The sequence below is a fragment of the Streptomyces sp. NPDC047022 genome, from assembly GCF_040644155.1.
In the GTDB taxonomy this organism is placed as follows: Bacteria; Actinomycetota; Actinomycetes; order Streptomycetales; family Streptomycetaceae; genus Streptomyces.
Window position 1 is genome coordinate 1 of record NZ_JBEYVV010000032.1, and the last position, 13,484, is coordinate 13,484.

Annotated in this window: 11 protein-coding genes; 2 read left to right on the forward strand and 9 right to left on the reverse strand. The window is 67.8% G+C overall.

The genetic code is table 11. The features are described from left to right. Window positions 1-152: 152 nt before the first annotated feature. From ABZ845_RS25930 to ABZ845_RS25950, 5 genes are all read right to left on the reverse strand, one after another. A complete protein-coding gene (locus tag ABZ845_RS25930) occupies window positions 153-2,708 on the reverse strand; it encodes a polynucleotide kinase-phosphatase (protein WP_360983687.1) in 2,556 nt (851 codons plus the stop codon). Further along, a complete protein-coding gene (locus tag ABZ845_RS25935) occupies window positions 2,705-4,198 on the reverse strand; it encodes a 3' terminal RNA ribose 2'-O-methyltransferase Hen1 (RefSeq protein WP_360983860.1) in 1,494 nt (497 codons plus the stop codon). The genes ABZ845_RS25930 and ABZ845_RS25935 overlap by 4 nt, the downstream gene beginning before the upstream one ends. A 62-nt stretch (window positions 4,199-4,260) precedes the next feature. Further along, a complete protein-coding gene (locus ABZ845_RS25940; protein WP_360983690.1) occupies window positions 4,261-4,920 on the reverse strand; it encodes a TMEM175 family protein in 660 nt (219 codons plus the stop codon). An 87-nt stretch (window positions 4,921-5,007) separates the two neighbouring features. Further along, a complete protein-coding gene (locus ABZ845_RS25945) occupies window positions 5,008-5,916 on the reverse strand; it encodes an LLM class F420-dependent oxidoreductase (protein ID WP_360983693.1) in 909 nt (302 codons plus the stop codon). Window positions 5,917-5,993: 77 nt separating this feature from the next. Continuing rightward, window positions 5,994-6,875 carry a MurR/RpiR family transcriptional regulator gene (locus ABZ845_RS25950; RefSeq protein WP_360983696.1) on the reverse strand — a complete coding sequence of 294 codons (882 nt, stop codon included), beginning with the start codon at window positions 6,873-6,875 and terminating at the stop codon, window positions 5,994-5,996. 63 nt (window positions 6,876-6,938) lie between these two features. Here ABZ845_RS25950 and ABZ845_RS25955 point away from each other — a divergent pair, with 63 nt between their 5' ends. After that, window positions 6,939-7,805, forward strand: coding sequence for a DMT family transporter (locus tag ABZ845_RS25955; protein ID WP_360983699.1), 867 nt, complete (start codon window positions 6,939-6,941; stop codon window positions 7,803-7,805). Between the two features lie 833 nt (window positions 7,806-8,638). On the opposite strand, the gene ABZ845_RS25960 is transcribed toward ABZ845_RS25955, so the two are convergent. Genes ABZ845_RS25960 through mycP form a run of 4 tightly spaced genes read right to left on the reverse strand, consistent with a single transcriptional unit; the run spans window position 8,639 to window position 11,836 of the window. Further along, on the reverse strand, window positions 8,639-8,833 hold the full coding sequence (locus ABZ845_RS25960) for a hypothetical protein (protein ID WP_360983702.1): 195 nt from the start codon (window positions 8,831-8,833) through the stop codon (window positions 8,639-8,641). 5 nt (window positions 8,834-8,838) lie between these two features. Then, window positions 8,839-10,077 (reverse strand): hypothetical protein, encoded by a 1,239-nt coding sequence (locus ABZ845_RS25965; protein ID WP_360983705.1) that lies wholly within the window; start codon window positions 10,075-10,077, stop codon window positions 8,839-8,841. A gap of 3 nt (window positions 10,078-10,080) precedes the next feature. Then, the gene (locus tag ABZ845_RS25970; RefSeq protein WP_360983707.1) at window positions 10,081-10,554 is read right to left on the reverse strand and encodes a hypothetical protein; all 474 of its coding nucleotides are present in this window, start codon (window positions 10,552-10,554) and stop codon (window positions 10,081-10,083) included. Further along, window positions 10,523-11,836 carry a type VII secretion-associated serine protease mycosin gene (mycP, locus tag ABZ845_RS25975; protein ID WP_360983710.1) on the reverse strand — a complete coding sequence of 438 codons (1,314 nt, stop codon included), beginning with the start codon at window positions 11,834-11,836 and terminating at the stop codon, window positions 10,523-10,525. Before mycP ends, ABZ845_RS25970 begins: the two co-directional genes overlap by 32 nt. A gap of 1,110 nt (window positions 11,837-12,946) precedes the next feature. Between mycP and ABZ845_RS25980 the strand changes: the two genes are divergently transcribed. Further along, window positions 12,947-13,276, forward strand: a complete 330-nt coding sequence (locus ABZ845_RS25980; protein ID WP_360983714.1) for a hypothetical protein — start codon at window positions 12,947-12,949, stop codon at window positions 13,274-13,276. Window positions 13,277-13,484 lie beyond the last annotated feature (208 nt).

The following is a 13,484-nucleotide window of genomic DNA, read 5'->3' on the forward strand; positions in this document are numbered from 1 at the left end:
CCACCCCCCAGGTCATCCGATCGACAGGGGGCAAAAGTCATGCCGGGCCCGAAGGCCAGCGGCCCCATTGCAGGACCGCGAAGAACATAACGGGGCTTCGGGCAGGCAGTGCCCTGTGAAGCCCCCGCGAGCCCCCGGCCGTACGGCACCTCTCACAGGCGGGGGTCCACCGGCTCCGACTCCAGGGCCAGCACCCCGAACACCGCCTCGTGCACCCGCCACAACGGCTCGCCCTCCGCCAGCCGGTCCAGGGCCTCGAGGCCGAGCGCGTACTCCCGCAGCGCGAGCGAGCGCTTGTGGTTCAGGAACCTCTGGCGCAGCCGCGCGAGGTTCTCCGGGCGGGTGTACTCCGGACCGTAGATGATCCGGAGGTACTCGCGCCCACGGCACTTGATGCCCGGCTGGACCAGACGGCCCTCACCGTTGCGCACCACCGCGTCCACCGGCTTGACGACCATGCCTTCGCCGCCGCGCCCCGTCATCTCCAGCCACCAGTCCACACCGGCGCGCACCGACTCCGGGTCCCCGGTTTCCACGAAAAGGCGGCGCGTCGTCTGCAGCAGTCCGCTCGAGTCGTGTTCGACCATCCGGTCGATCAGCGCGAGCTGCTCGTCGTGCGGCAGGGCGGCCAGGCTGCGGCCCTGTGCGGCCAGGATCTGGAAGGGCGCGAGACGGACTCCGTCCAGGCCGTCCGTTGTCCAGCAGTACCGGCGGTAGGCCGCCGTGAACGCGGCGGCGTCCGCCGCCCGTTCACGCTGGCGCGCCAGCAGTCCGCCGACATCCACGCCTCGCGCCGCCGTGGCCTCCAGCGCGGCGAGCGCCCCCGGGAACACCGCTCCCGAGGCCGCGCCGACCGCCGCGTACTGGCTGCGCAGCAGCCCGGACGCCTTCAGCGACCACGGCATCAGCTCCGCGTCCAGCAAAAGCCAGTCGGTCTCCAGCCGCTCCCACAGACCCGCGGCGCCGATCGCGGCCCGCAGCCGGCCGAGGATCTCCTCGGTCACCGTCCCGTCGTCGAAGAACGGGCGGCCTGTACGCGTGTACACCGAGCCGGTCGGACCGGTCACACCGAACCGCTCCTGCGCCGCCTCCGCGTCCCGGCACACCAGCGCCACCGCCCGCGAGCCCATGTGCTTCTCCTCGCACACGACCCGCGCGACCCCCTCCTGCGCGTACTGCGCGAACGCCTCGGCCGGGTGCTCCAGGTAGCCCTCGATACGCGAGGTGGCCGTGGGTGCCATGGTCGGCGGCAGATAGGGCAGCAGGCGCGGGTCCACCGCGAAGCGGCTCATGACCTCCAGGGCCGCCGCCGCGTTCTCCTCGCGCACGGAGACCCTGCCCGCGTGCCGTGTCTCGACCACCCTGCGGCCGGACACGTCCGCGAGGTCCAGCGGGCGGCCGTCGTGGCCGCCGGGTGCCTCGGTGGACAGCGGCCGGGCCGGCTCGTACCAGACGCGCTCGGCCGGTACGTCGACAAGTTCGCGCTCCGGCCAGCGCAGCGCCGTCAGCCTGCCGCCGAACACGGCGCCGGTGTCCAGGCAGATGGTGTTGTTGAGCCAGGTGGCGCGGGGCACCGGCGTGTGGCCGTAGACCACGGCCGCCCGGCCCCGGTAGTCCTCCGCCCACGGGTAGCGCACGGGCAGGCCGAACTCGTCGGTCTCCCCGGTCGTGTCGCCGTACAACGCGTGCGAGCGGACCCGGCCGGAGGTACGGCCGTGGTACTTCTCGGGCAGCCCTGCGTGGCACACGACCAGCCGGCCGCCGTCGAGGACGTAGTGGCTGACCAGGCCGTCGATGAACTCCCTTACGCGCTGCTTGAACTCCTCGCTCTCGCCCTCCATCTGCGCGATGGTCTCGGCCAGTCCGTACGTGTGCTGGACCTGACGGCCATGCAGATAGCGCCCGTACTTGTTCTCGTGGTTGCCCGGCACGCACAGCGCGTTGCCCGACTCCACCATGGACATCACCCTGCGCAGCACGCCCGGGCTGTCGGGCCCGCGGTCCACCAGGTCGCCGACGAAGACGGCGGTACGGCCCTCGGGGTGCACCCCGTCGGTGTACCCCAGCCTGCCCAGCAGCGCCTCCAGTTCGGACGAGCAGCCGTGGATGTCGCCGATGATGTCGAACGGTCCGGTGAGGTGGGTCAGGTCGTTGAAGCGCTTCTCGGTGACGACCGTCGCGTTCTCGACCTCCTCCACGCCCCGCAGGATGTGCACCTTGCGGAAACCCTCACGCTCCAAGTGCTTGAGGGAACGGCGCAGTTCACGCGTATGGCGCTGGATCACCCGGCGTGGCATACCGACCCGGTCGGCGCGTGCCGCGTTGCGTTCGGCGCACACCTCCTCCGGCACGTCGAGCACGATGGCGATCGGCAGCACGTCGTACCGCTTGGCGAGCTCGATCAGCTGGCGGCGGGAGTCCTGCTGCACGCTGGTCGCGTCGACGACGGTACGGCGGCCCGCCGCCAGACGCTTGCCCGCGATGTAGTGCAGGACGTCGAAGGCGTCCGGGGTGGCGCTCTGGTCGTTCTCGTCGTCGGACACCAGGCCGCGGCAGAAGTCCGAGGAGATGATCTCCGTGGGCTTGAAGTGCCTTCGGGCGAAAGTGGACTTGCCCGAACCCGAGGCGCCGACCAGCACCACGAGGGAGAGGTCGGTGACGGGCAGGGTGCGTCCCTCGGTCCCGGTCCGGGTGTGGGTCTCGGTCATGCGGCCTTCGCCTCCTTCATGGTGTGGGTGGCCTTCGTGGTGCGGGCGTCCATGGCCAGTTCGAACGTGGCCATCTGCGTGGGCGGGCCCACCTCGGGGTCGTCAGGGCCCACCGGGGTGAAACGGACGGTGTAGCCGTGGAGTTCGGCCACACGGCCGGCCCAGGAGCGGAACTCCTCGCGCGTCCACTCGAAGCGGTGGTCTCCATGGCGGGTGTGCCCGGCCGGAAGGGTCTCCCAGCGGACGTTGTACTCGACGTTCGGCGTCGTCACGAGGACCGTCCTCGGGCGCGCCGAGCCGAACACCGCGTACTCCACGGCGGGCAGTCGCGGCAGGTCGACATGCTCGATGACCTCGCTGAGCACGGCGGCGTCGTATCCCTTGAGCCGGCCGTCGGTGTAGGCGAGCGAGCCCTGCAGAAGGGTCACGCGCGATGCCTGCCGCTCCCCCATGCGGTCCAGCTTCAGCCTCCGGGAGGCGATGGTGAGCGCCCGCATCGAGACATCGACGCCGACGATCTCCGTGAACCGCGGGTCCTTGAGCAGCGCCTGCACCAACTGGCCCTGACCGCAGCCGAGGTCGAGGACACGGGCAGCGCCGGACTCGTTGAGCGCGGCGACGATCGCGTCCTTGCGCTGCACGGCGAGCGGCGTCGGCTTCTCCTCCGTCTCCTGCTCCTCCTCGACCGCGTTGTCGATCTCGCCGACCTCGCTGTCGTCCGCTTCGGCGAGCCTCACCAGTTCGAGGCGTTCCATCGCCTGGCGGGTCAGCGACCAGCGGCGGGAGAGGTAGCGGCTGGTGATCAGCTTCTGCTCCGGATGGCTGGGAAGCCAGCCCTCACCGGCCCGCAGCAGCTTGTCGACCTCGTCGGAGGAGACCCAGTAGTGCTTGGCGTCGTCGAGGACGGGGAGCAGCACATAGAGGTGGCGCAGCGCCTCGGACAGCGTCAGAGTCTCGGACTCCAGTACGAGTCCGACGTACCGCGAGTCGCCCCACTGCGGGAACTCGGCATCCAGCGGGACCGGCTCGACGGTGACGGTCCAGCCGAGCGGCTCGAAGAGGCGTCGTACGAGACCGGGGCCCCCGCGGGCGGGCAGCGAGGGTATCTCGACCCGCAGCGGCAGCGGCTGCGCGGCACGCTCGGGCCGGGACTTGCACACCCCTCGCATCGCGCTGGAGAACACATTGCCGAGCGCGACGGCGACCAGGGAGGACGCCGCGTAGGGACGGTCGTTGACGTACTGCGCCAGCGCAGCGTCGGGCGCGCCCCCGCGGCCCTTGCCCCTACTCTTGCGCACCAGCGCCTGAGCGTCGACCTCCAGCAGCATCGCGACGGTGCAGCGATCGTCGTCCGCCTCGGGGTAGACGACATGCGCCGTCCCGTACGACGTCGAGAAGGACTGCGGGTTGTCGGGATGCTTGTGCAACAGGAAGCCCAGGTCGGTGGCCGGGTTCTTCTCGTCGCCGGTGGTGGAGATCGTCAGGAACACAGTCACGAGTATCCCTGTGCGTCCGCCCACTCGGCCACGGGGTTTCCCTGCCGGTGCCCGGGTCAGAACCGGTTCAGCGGTTTGATGGGCGGTGAGAGGGCAGAGTTGACCTGGAGCAGGATGATCACCCCTATGGACAGATAGGTGCTGAACACGGCGAGCAGTACCGCGCCCGCGTACAGGGCCTGGACGACGCCGATCCTGCGGCGGATCGCCGTCAGGTCCTCGGCGGTCGTCTCCTCCCTCAGCAGCCCGGCGCGCTCCGCGTACCGCAGCCCGGCGAGCTGCATGAGTCCGAGGAACAGCAGATCCGCCCAGTACACCAGCAGGGCCAGCCGGGACGAGGTGAACGCCGCCATCAGGCCGGTGGCGAACGGCATCACCGAGATCCCGAACAGGAACATGATGTGAATCCAGGCGAACGTGCGGTCGCCGCGCCCGATGCGGGAGAGCTGCGTCTGCTGCCCGAGCCAGAACATCCCCAGCGTGAGGAAGCCGAGAAAACACACGGCGAACTCCGGGCCCACGCCGGTGAGTACACGCCAGACCCGCTCCTCCTGCCCGACCGCTCCCCGTTCCCACAGCGCACGTTCACCCCACGCGTCCTGGGCGGGAACCTTGAGGTCGAGAACGAGCAGCGTCATCGCCACGGCGAAGATCCCGTCACTGAGCGCCGCGAGCCGCCCCAGTTCATGACCGGCTATGCGGTGGTAGTGCGCCATGGGCCTCCCCCCGAGGTCCAGTGAAGTCGGGTGCGGTTCACCCCCACCCGATCACAGTATGCGGTTCCTTCAGGCGGCCCGACGCGGTCACCCCAGCTGGGACTGGACCCGCGACGAGATCAGCTCAAGGTGGTCCAGGTCGTCCAGGTCCAGGATCTGGAGATAGATCCTGCTGGACCCGGTCCTCGCGTAGCGGCCGATCTTGTCGACCACCTCACCCGGCGTACCCGCCAGCCCGTTGGCCTTCAGCTCGTCGACCTCGCGGCCGATCGCGGCGGCACGCCGGGCCACCTCCTCGTCGTCCTTGCCGACACAGACCACGAGCGCGTTGGAGTACGTCAGGCCGTCGGCGGCGCGTCCGGCCTCCTCGGCGGCGGCGCGGACCCTGTCGAACTGGCGCGTGCTGTCCTCGATCGACGCGAACGGGATGTTGAACTCGTCGGCATACCGTGCGGCCAGCCGTGGGGTGCGGGTCGCGCCATGGCCGCCGATGACGACAGGGATCCTGCCCTGGGCCGGCTTGGGCAGGGCGGGCGAGTCGATCAGTTCGTAGTGCTCGCCGTGGAAGCCGAAGGTCTTGCCGGGCTCGGTCGCCCACAGCCCGGTGACGATCTCCAGCTGCTCCTCGAGGCGGGCGAACTTGTCCTTCGGGAACGGGATGCCGTACGCCTTGTGCTCCTTCTCGAACCAGCCCGCGCCCAGGCCCAGCTCCACGCGCCCGCCCGACATCTGGTCGACCTGCGCGACCTGGACGGCGAGCACACCGGGGAGCCGGAAGGTGGCGGCGGTCATCAGCGTGCCGAGGCGGATGCGCTTGGTCTCACGGGCGAGACCGGCGAGGGTGATCCAGGCGTCCGTGGGGCCGGGCAGGCCGTCCACGTCGCCCATCTTCAGATAGTGGTCGGAGCGGAAGAAGGCGTCGAAGCCGAGATCCTCGGTGGCCTTGGCCACCGCGAGGAGGGTGTCATAGGTCGCCCCCTGCTGGGGCTCAGTCAAATGCTGTTCATGCAGTAATAACTTCGCTATTCAGGGATGCTGAGGCACCGGCGCATCAGCGTGGCGGATGCGCAAGGTCAGTACGCGTGAGCCGCGGTGACCTCTGCGGAGCGGGCCAGCGCCTGCTGCGCGTGCGAACCGCGGAGGGCCAGCAGGGTGAGGGCCAGTGCGTCGACGACGACGAGGTGGGCGAGGCGGCCTGCGACGGCTTCGAGGCCGAGGGTGAGGTCTTGGCCGCCGGCAAGCAGCGTGCACTGGCTGGTCTCGGTCAGCGGTGAACGGGCATAGCTGGTGAGCGAGATGACCGTGGCTCTGCGGGCGTGGGCCCGTCGGGCGGCGTCCACGGTGGTGCGGGTGGCGCCGGTGTGGCTGACGGCGAGGCAGACGGCGTCCGCCGGAAGCGACGAGGCGGCTACCTCGGCGGTGAGTGGGTCGGTGGGGGCGTCGACGGCGCAGCCCAGGGCCCTGAGGCGGTAGGCCGCGTCGGTGGCCACGGCGGTGGACAGGCCCGCACCGATGACCAGGATCCGGCTCGCGCTGTGCAACGCCTCGGCGGCGGTGCGCAGGTGGTAGGGAGAGACGGTCGTGGACAGTCCGTCCAGGGCCTCGCGGGCCGCTTGCACGGTGTCGGCCAACGCGCGGGAGGTCGGATCGGCGCCTTCCGGTGTGGTGGGCCGGGGCGCCTCCCGGGCTGCCGTGATCTTCACCTCCTGATAGCCGCGGAAGCCCAGCCGCTGACAGGCGCGGATCACGGAGGAGGGAGCCGTGCGCGCCATCGCGGCGACGTCACTGACGCTCAGCCGGACCAGTTCGGGGCCCTGATCGAGCAGGACCTGAGCGACCCTGGCCTCCGCGTCGCGCAGTTGCGGCAGCCGGGCGCGTACGTGGGCAGCGAGATTCTGCACGTCAACGGCCCGTGCGTCTGTGGAAGTGCTCTCGATCGGGGAATTTTGTTCCATGGATCCAGCATAATACGGAATGCAATTCTCTGTCTCTCTGGCTTCTGGAACGGTTCGACGCTCATGGATGTGTTCATGCAAGCAGGCACTGCAGTGCCTGTAGTGGTGCTGGCCGCAGCGGTGCTGCACGCCGTGTGGAACGCGCTGGCGCACGCGATGCCGAACAAGCTCGCCGGCTTCACCCTGATCAACCTCGCCTTCGTCGGCGTCAGCGCGATCTGGGTCTGTTTCACCCCGTTCCCCGACTCTGCCGCCTGGGCGTTTATCGCGGCCTCGGCCGTGCTCCAGGTCGTCTATCAGACGCTGCTGCTGCAGGCGTACAGGCTCGGTGACTTCGGCCAGATGTACCCGGTGGCGCGCGGTGTCGCACCCATGCTGGTCGCCGTCGTCTCGGTGAGCGTTCTCGGCCAGGAGCTGTCAGCCCCCGAACTCACCGGCGTCCTGGTCATTTCCGCCGGGCTGATTGCCCTCGCTCTGGCGGACGGCTTGCCGGACCGCACCCAGTTGCCAGCACTGATGGCTGCCCTCGGTACCGGCGTCATGATCGCTTCATACACAATCGTCGACGGTACGGGCGTACGGCGCTCAGACAGCGTATTCGGCTACATAGCCTGGAGTTTCCTCCTACAGGGCATGCTCTTCTGCGCCGGTGCCTTCGCGCTGGGCGGGCGCGGACTGCCATCCCGGCTTCGCGACGCCACGATCCGCGGCCTGACCGGTGGGCTGCTCTCACTGACCGCGTACGCACTGGTGGTTTGGGCGCAGGATCACGGCGACCTGGCGTCCATCGCCGCACTCCGCGAGACCAGCATTGTCATCGCCGCCCTGCTCGGTACCGTGCTCTTCCGTGAGCGACTGGGCGGCCGGCGGCTGGCCGCGAGCGTCACCGTGGTGGTCGGCATCGCCGTGCTCCAACTCACGCACACCTGAACGTCCGAGCCGACGAGTACCTGGCCGTGCGAGTGACCTCGGTCAAACCCCGTTCATACCGTAATAGCCTCGCTGGTCGTGCAGTTGGGTGATGTCATCCCGTACATCCCGGCGCCCTTCGTCGGGCGCCCTCGGTACGGTCTACGGCAACATCGAGAGGGCGATCTTCCCGAGGGCTGCGCCGTCCACGCGACCGGGTGCGCTCGGTTTCCGAGCATGGCAGTCGACGGTCCACCGCCTCGCGATCGATGGGTGCGCGCTCACCCTGGCATGCCCTACGTCGACTTCGGGGTGTCCCCGCAGATGGATACTTGGGTACAAGTAGGCCCGACCGGCAAGAAGTTGCTGCCGCTGACGGTCAAGAACGCTGGTCAGGCGCCCGCCTCCAGTGGTCACACGCACTGACGTGGGCGAGGCACTCGATCGGGTGATAGACGCGCTGGCGAGGGTGAGCGAGGACGAGGTGGCCGCGGTACTGATTGCGGCTGGCGCTTCGGTCCTTCGCCCGTCGGCGCCGCTGGTGCCCACTCGGACGCCGTTGTCGGACCCTGCAAGCACTCCGTACATCGTTTCCGAGGTGGAGTGGGTCTGAGGGACCTGCTGGCTTGCGTGACTGTTCTGGCCCGAGCCCTTTTCCTGATGGGAGGAGGGCTCGTAGGTGTGCGGGGGCAGAGCGGCTTGATTGGATCTGCCTGGCGCCCAAATCGGCTGTCATCAACGTGCCGAGCTTGATGGTGTGACCACGTCCCGATAGGGAGCGCTTTCTCATCGGGTCAGAGAGCCAGCACGCAACTGCACCTGATGCACAGGACTGCGCCGTTCCAGAGATCGACTCAACCCAAGAAGTCCAAAGCGACCAGCGTGCCGCCCACGAAGATCCAGATCCAGCCCATGATTCGAAGCGTGACCGAGCCGCCGATCATCGGCACAAAACGGGATGCGTGTCGATATGTCCGGTCTGCGATCCCTTTGATGTTCAGTGCGAAGAACCAGCCGAAGACGAAGAAGAGCAGCGGTCCTGGGTCCAAGCCATTCACTTCTTGTCCGATCCGATTTCTGTTTGCCAACGCGACTTGGCGTCACTGTACCCGCCACCAATCTCGGCACCCAGACCGGCCCCCAGACCATACTCGATGACGTTGACGCCTTCACCCTTCGAGTTGGTTGTTCCGATCTCCGTCTGATGGTTCCCGTACAGGCCGAGACCGAACTTGGCGGATCCGCCCTTATCCCATCCCTTGCCTTCGAGCTGACCAATGTCATCGGCGTTACTGTAGAATTTACCGGCCGTTGCGGAAAGGCCGAAATCGACACCAGAGGAGTGTACGGACTTCGACGTCAAGATCCCGATCTGGGTTTTCCCATCTGGCGTTTGTGTCTCCGCCAATGTGATCGAGTATCCGATTCCTCCGCCTCCCCAGCCAGCACCCACGCCGATGGTGATTCCCTGCGTTTTGTTGTAGCCGGTGGCCCCGGCGACGCCGTCGATCAGCGTTCCAATGAACTTACTGCCCAGATCAGGACCGGGCTCCCCGTTAAAGATCGAAAGCCCCTTGGCGATGCCATGGTATATAGCCTTCACGGTTCCGTCGTGCTTCTTCTTCCGCTCGGCTTCTGCCCTCTGCTCAGCTTCCTCCTTCTTGACTTCCTTCTCATAAGTGGTTAGGTCGCCGACTGCTGCCCCGTTGAAGTTTTGACCCTGCCCCAGGGTTTCCAACATCTGCTCGAGGAAGCTGCCGACGCCGGCTGCTTCGCGAAGTGCGCGACTTACGACCTGGTCTTCGTCGTCGACCGCCCGCACGGCATCCTTGATCTTCTTGGTCCAGGCGGCCTCGGCGTCTTTCACCTGCGTCACGTACTTCGGGTAGTCCGGGTCGTGGCGCATCGGGGTGAGTTTCCTGAAGTCATAGACCGCTTCGCCGATGCCGTTGACAGTCATCTCGTCCTTCTCTGCCTGCTCGACCAGGTTCTTCACGTGGCCGATCCGCTGGGAGAAGCGCTCGTGGGCGGTCCGGAGAAGGGAGGCGATTGCCTGGGCTTCCGTGTGGGCATCGGTGAACTGTTTACGTGTGCTGGTGAACCGCGTATAAGCGACACCGCGGCTGACGCCAGCCCAGGAGCCGTCGTTCGCTATGGACTCCACCTTTGCGCCGTACAGGCGTCCCAGGTCGTCGAAGGTGTGGGCCATGTCGTCCCAGTCCTTGGCGGCCGTGATCAGCGCATCGAGGTCGATTGTGACCACGTCCTGATAGGTGGGATTGCCCGTTCCCATCTCCTAGTACTCCTCTCCGAGATTGGATCCCATGTCTATCTGCGCTATCCGGCTCTTGACGCCGAGGTCGGTATGTCGGAAGTCCTGGTGGGTCTTCTCCAGGGCGTTCTGGTCTTCCCCCAGACGCCCTTTCAGGTTCTTGACCTGCAGCTCCCACTCCGAGTGCGCGGCCTTGAGGGCTGATCCGGTGGCCCAACCACTGAACTTCTGGGCCGCTGTGGACGAGGAGTTGTCGGCGTGGCTGCCGGCCTTGTCCGTGTCAGGCCGAATTTCCTCCCGCAGCGCCTTGACCGCGGCCTTGTTGCCCGCGTGGTTCATCTGCAGGTCCGGCGCAGCTCCGGTACCACCTCCGCCCCCTGCGTCGGCAGCACTGTCCAGCCGCATGCCTTCCTGCCTGCGGGCCAGCGCGTCTGCCTTCAGCTGCTCCCACTCGTCCCATGCCATCTCAGGGCCTTCCTCCAAAGTCACGGTCTCCATGAGGCCAGGCCGCCTGTCCAGGCCCTGGCGGAACAGGCACTTGCGTGTGGGCAGCCGCTGCAGCGCGTCGTCGCCCGCGTATCGCCCCTGCGGCAAGTACCGCGCCAGTGAGAACGACGACCCCGGAGCCAGCGAGAACCCAGGTTGTGGTCGAGCTGCCTCCGACAGATCCGGACCCTGTAGCCGACGCCGCATTCTCATGCTTCGTCGATGCGGCTCCAGCCCCGTCGGGTCCCTGGGACGCCGCTTGTTTAAAGTCGGGCAGCGGGTACATGCCCGCGGGACCGGGGTCACCGGGATTGGTCAGCGCGATACGGGGGCGGACGGCGCCGTAGCCGATGTAGTCGGTGCGCTCCTTGCCACTTGTTGGCTTGCTGGCGGTATTGAGCATGATCCGCAGGACCTGGTTGTTGGTCCAGTTCGGGTGCTCGGACCAGATCAGGGCTGCGGAGGCGGAGGCGAGGGCGCTAGCGTCGCTGGTACCGTGCGAGTCGCAGACGCCGCTCTTGCTTTCGAGGCAGGCGGAAATGATGTCCTCGCCCGGCGCCACCATGTCCACTTGGGAGCCGTGCTCGGACTCCTTCGTCGCCTTGACGTTTCTGTCGATCGCCCCGACACCCACCACTCCTGGAGTGGCCGCCGGATAATTGACTTCATTGACGGTGTCGCCGTCATTGCCCACGGCTGCGAGGATTAACTTGCCCTTGGACAAGGCATAGGCGACGGCCTCCGTCAGCTCGCGAGAGTTTTCGGTGCTCCCCTGCGAGATGTTGATGATCTGGGCGTCCGAATCGGCCGCAAACCGGATGGCCTTCGCGACGCTCGTGGGGAAATCGTCCTGATTGCCGTCAGTGCGGTTGCGCTCAATGAAGCCTGGGATGCGGATTGGCATGATCTTCGCGCCGGGGGCCAGACCGTACGAGCCCGTGGTGGCACCTCTTCCGCCAGTGCCCGCAATGAGGACAGCCATGCCAGTGCCGTGGCCGTCGTAGTCCGTGCGTTCGTCGCCGGCCCGCTTGGAGAAGTCCTTGCCCGCCACAACCTGGCCGCGCAGGTCGGGAATGTCGGCCTGCACGCCGCTATCGATCACGGCTACCGTGATGCCCTTGCCCGTGCTGGTCTTCCACATTTGCTCGGCGTGCATGGCATCGAGGTACCACTGCCGCTCGCGGACGGTATCGGCGTGCGCGGCAGTGACGGCCAAGCTCGCAAACAGAACGCCGAGGGCTGCGGACACGGCTCGTCTGTGCCGCCTGGCCTGCTTGCTGCTGCTGCTGCGCATGGTCATCCTTCTCGTCCTATGTCTCCGTCAGGCCCTTTGGGCAGGGGCGGCGGGGCCGGTCGGCTCTCCCTCTCCTCTGCCTGGTCATCCCTGCCCTCGGCCCGGTCGGTCGCGCGGCTGTCAGAGCGCCGGTCGCGAGCGGATCGGTCATCGCGGTTCGTGGCAGGTTTGAAGGCACCCAGGGATGGTCCGCCGCGTCGTGGCATTTGCTCGTCTGCGGCAGCCTCGCTCGCGGGCCGGACACTTCGCGAGGTGAATCCTGCCCGTCCGCGGTCTCGGGATGGCCTTGGCTGTCCCCCGACGATGCCGTTGGACGGGGCAGGCATTCGCCCCCTCGCCGCACCCTCACCCTCCACCGTCGGGCTGTTGCCACGGGCCGGCATGGCACCTGCAGAAGGGCGACCCGGCACGCCACCACGGCCCCTGGGAGGTTGCTCCCCGCCGACGACGGTGCCCCGCGGAATCGCACCAGTAGGCCGTCCCGCGGACGGCGAGACAGCGCGACCGCCAGTTATGCCGTTGACCCCTCTGGCCGAAGGGGAGCCAATCGGCCCGCGCCCAGCACCGGGCTGACCACCGGTCACACCAGGGCCAAAGGGGCCGGAGAGTCCGCGTCCCGGAATACGCGGACCTGTGGACGTGTCCGGTCCGGACGGCGTGGCCAGTGGGCTCTTGCCCCCGTAGACGGGACGTTCACCACCTCCCCGGACACCAGGCGGCAGCGTCGTTCCTGCCCCGAACGAAGGCGGGAGCGGACCGGTTACTGACGGTGCCCGGCCGTCAGGTCCGCTTGGTCCGATGAGCGGCGTCGAAGGCGAAGACGGAATTACCGGACGGGACGGCAGAGTTTTTGCGCTGTCGATCACGGTGTTCGTTGGGTCTGGCACGTGGCGCGGCAGCGCGTCAGGCACGTCCCGCACGTCCCTCGCATGGTGTCGCACAGGCGGTTGTGGTGCCGCGCTCGTGCCAGCTGTGCTCGCTCCCACCGTCGCTTTGTGCCCAGATGGTCTCTCTGGCGCGGCCACGCCTTGGCCATCCTGGGGCGTGGCCACACCCTGGGTTGCGGTCCCGTGACCGGAGGGAATGTCGACGGCTGTGGTGCCGTAGAACGTGGTCGGCACGAATTGCTTGGGCAACTCCGGAAAACTCGGCGCCTCCAGCGCGGTGATCTGCTCCGTCGAAGCCGTGTACGACTGGGCAAGCTTCATCATGAGGCCGCCGGCCTCGGTGCGGGAGTTGGCGCACTGCGCCTTGGCCTTCGTCACCGTGGAGTCCGACGGACCGCCGTCGTGGTCGCCGACATTCGTCGCCTTCGCCGCATGGGCGTCAAGCACCGAGCGCGCGCTGACACTTTGGTTTCGCAGCGTCTCAATCTGCGGCTTGACCTCGTGCAGCGTGTCCGCCGCGTGGCCCAGCCACTTGCCCGCGTTCTCGCTGTAATCGCCCAGGCTCAGTGTGGTCAGCGCCGCTTGGTAGCACCAAGCCCGGAACGCCTCCCCGCCCGCTCCTTCCCACTCGACCGCCAAGCTGTGGGTCAGCAGGTCGCCGCCGATCTCCTGGATCGTCTTGGCGGCCTCCGTCAGCAGCTCGCCGAGCCCGCTAGCCGTCGGCCCGTCGGCCGAATCGACCATGGCCCACAGCTGTTCGG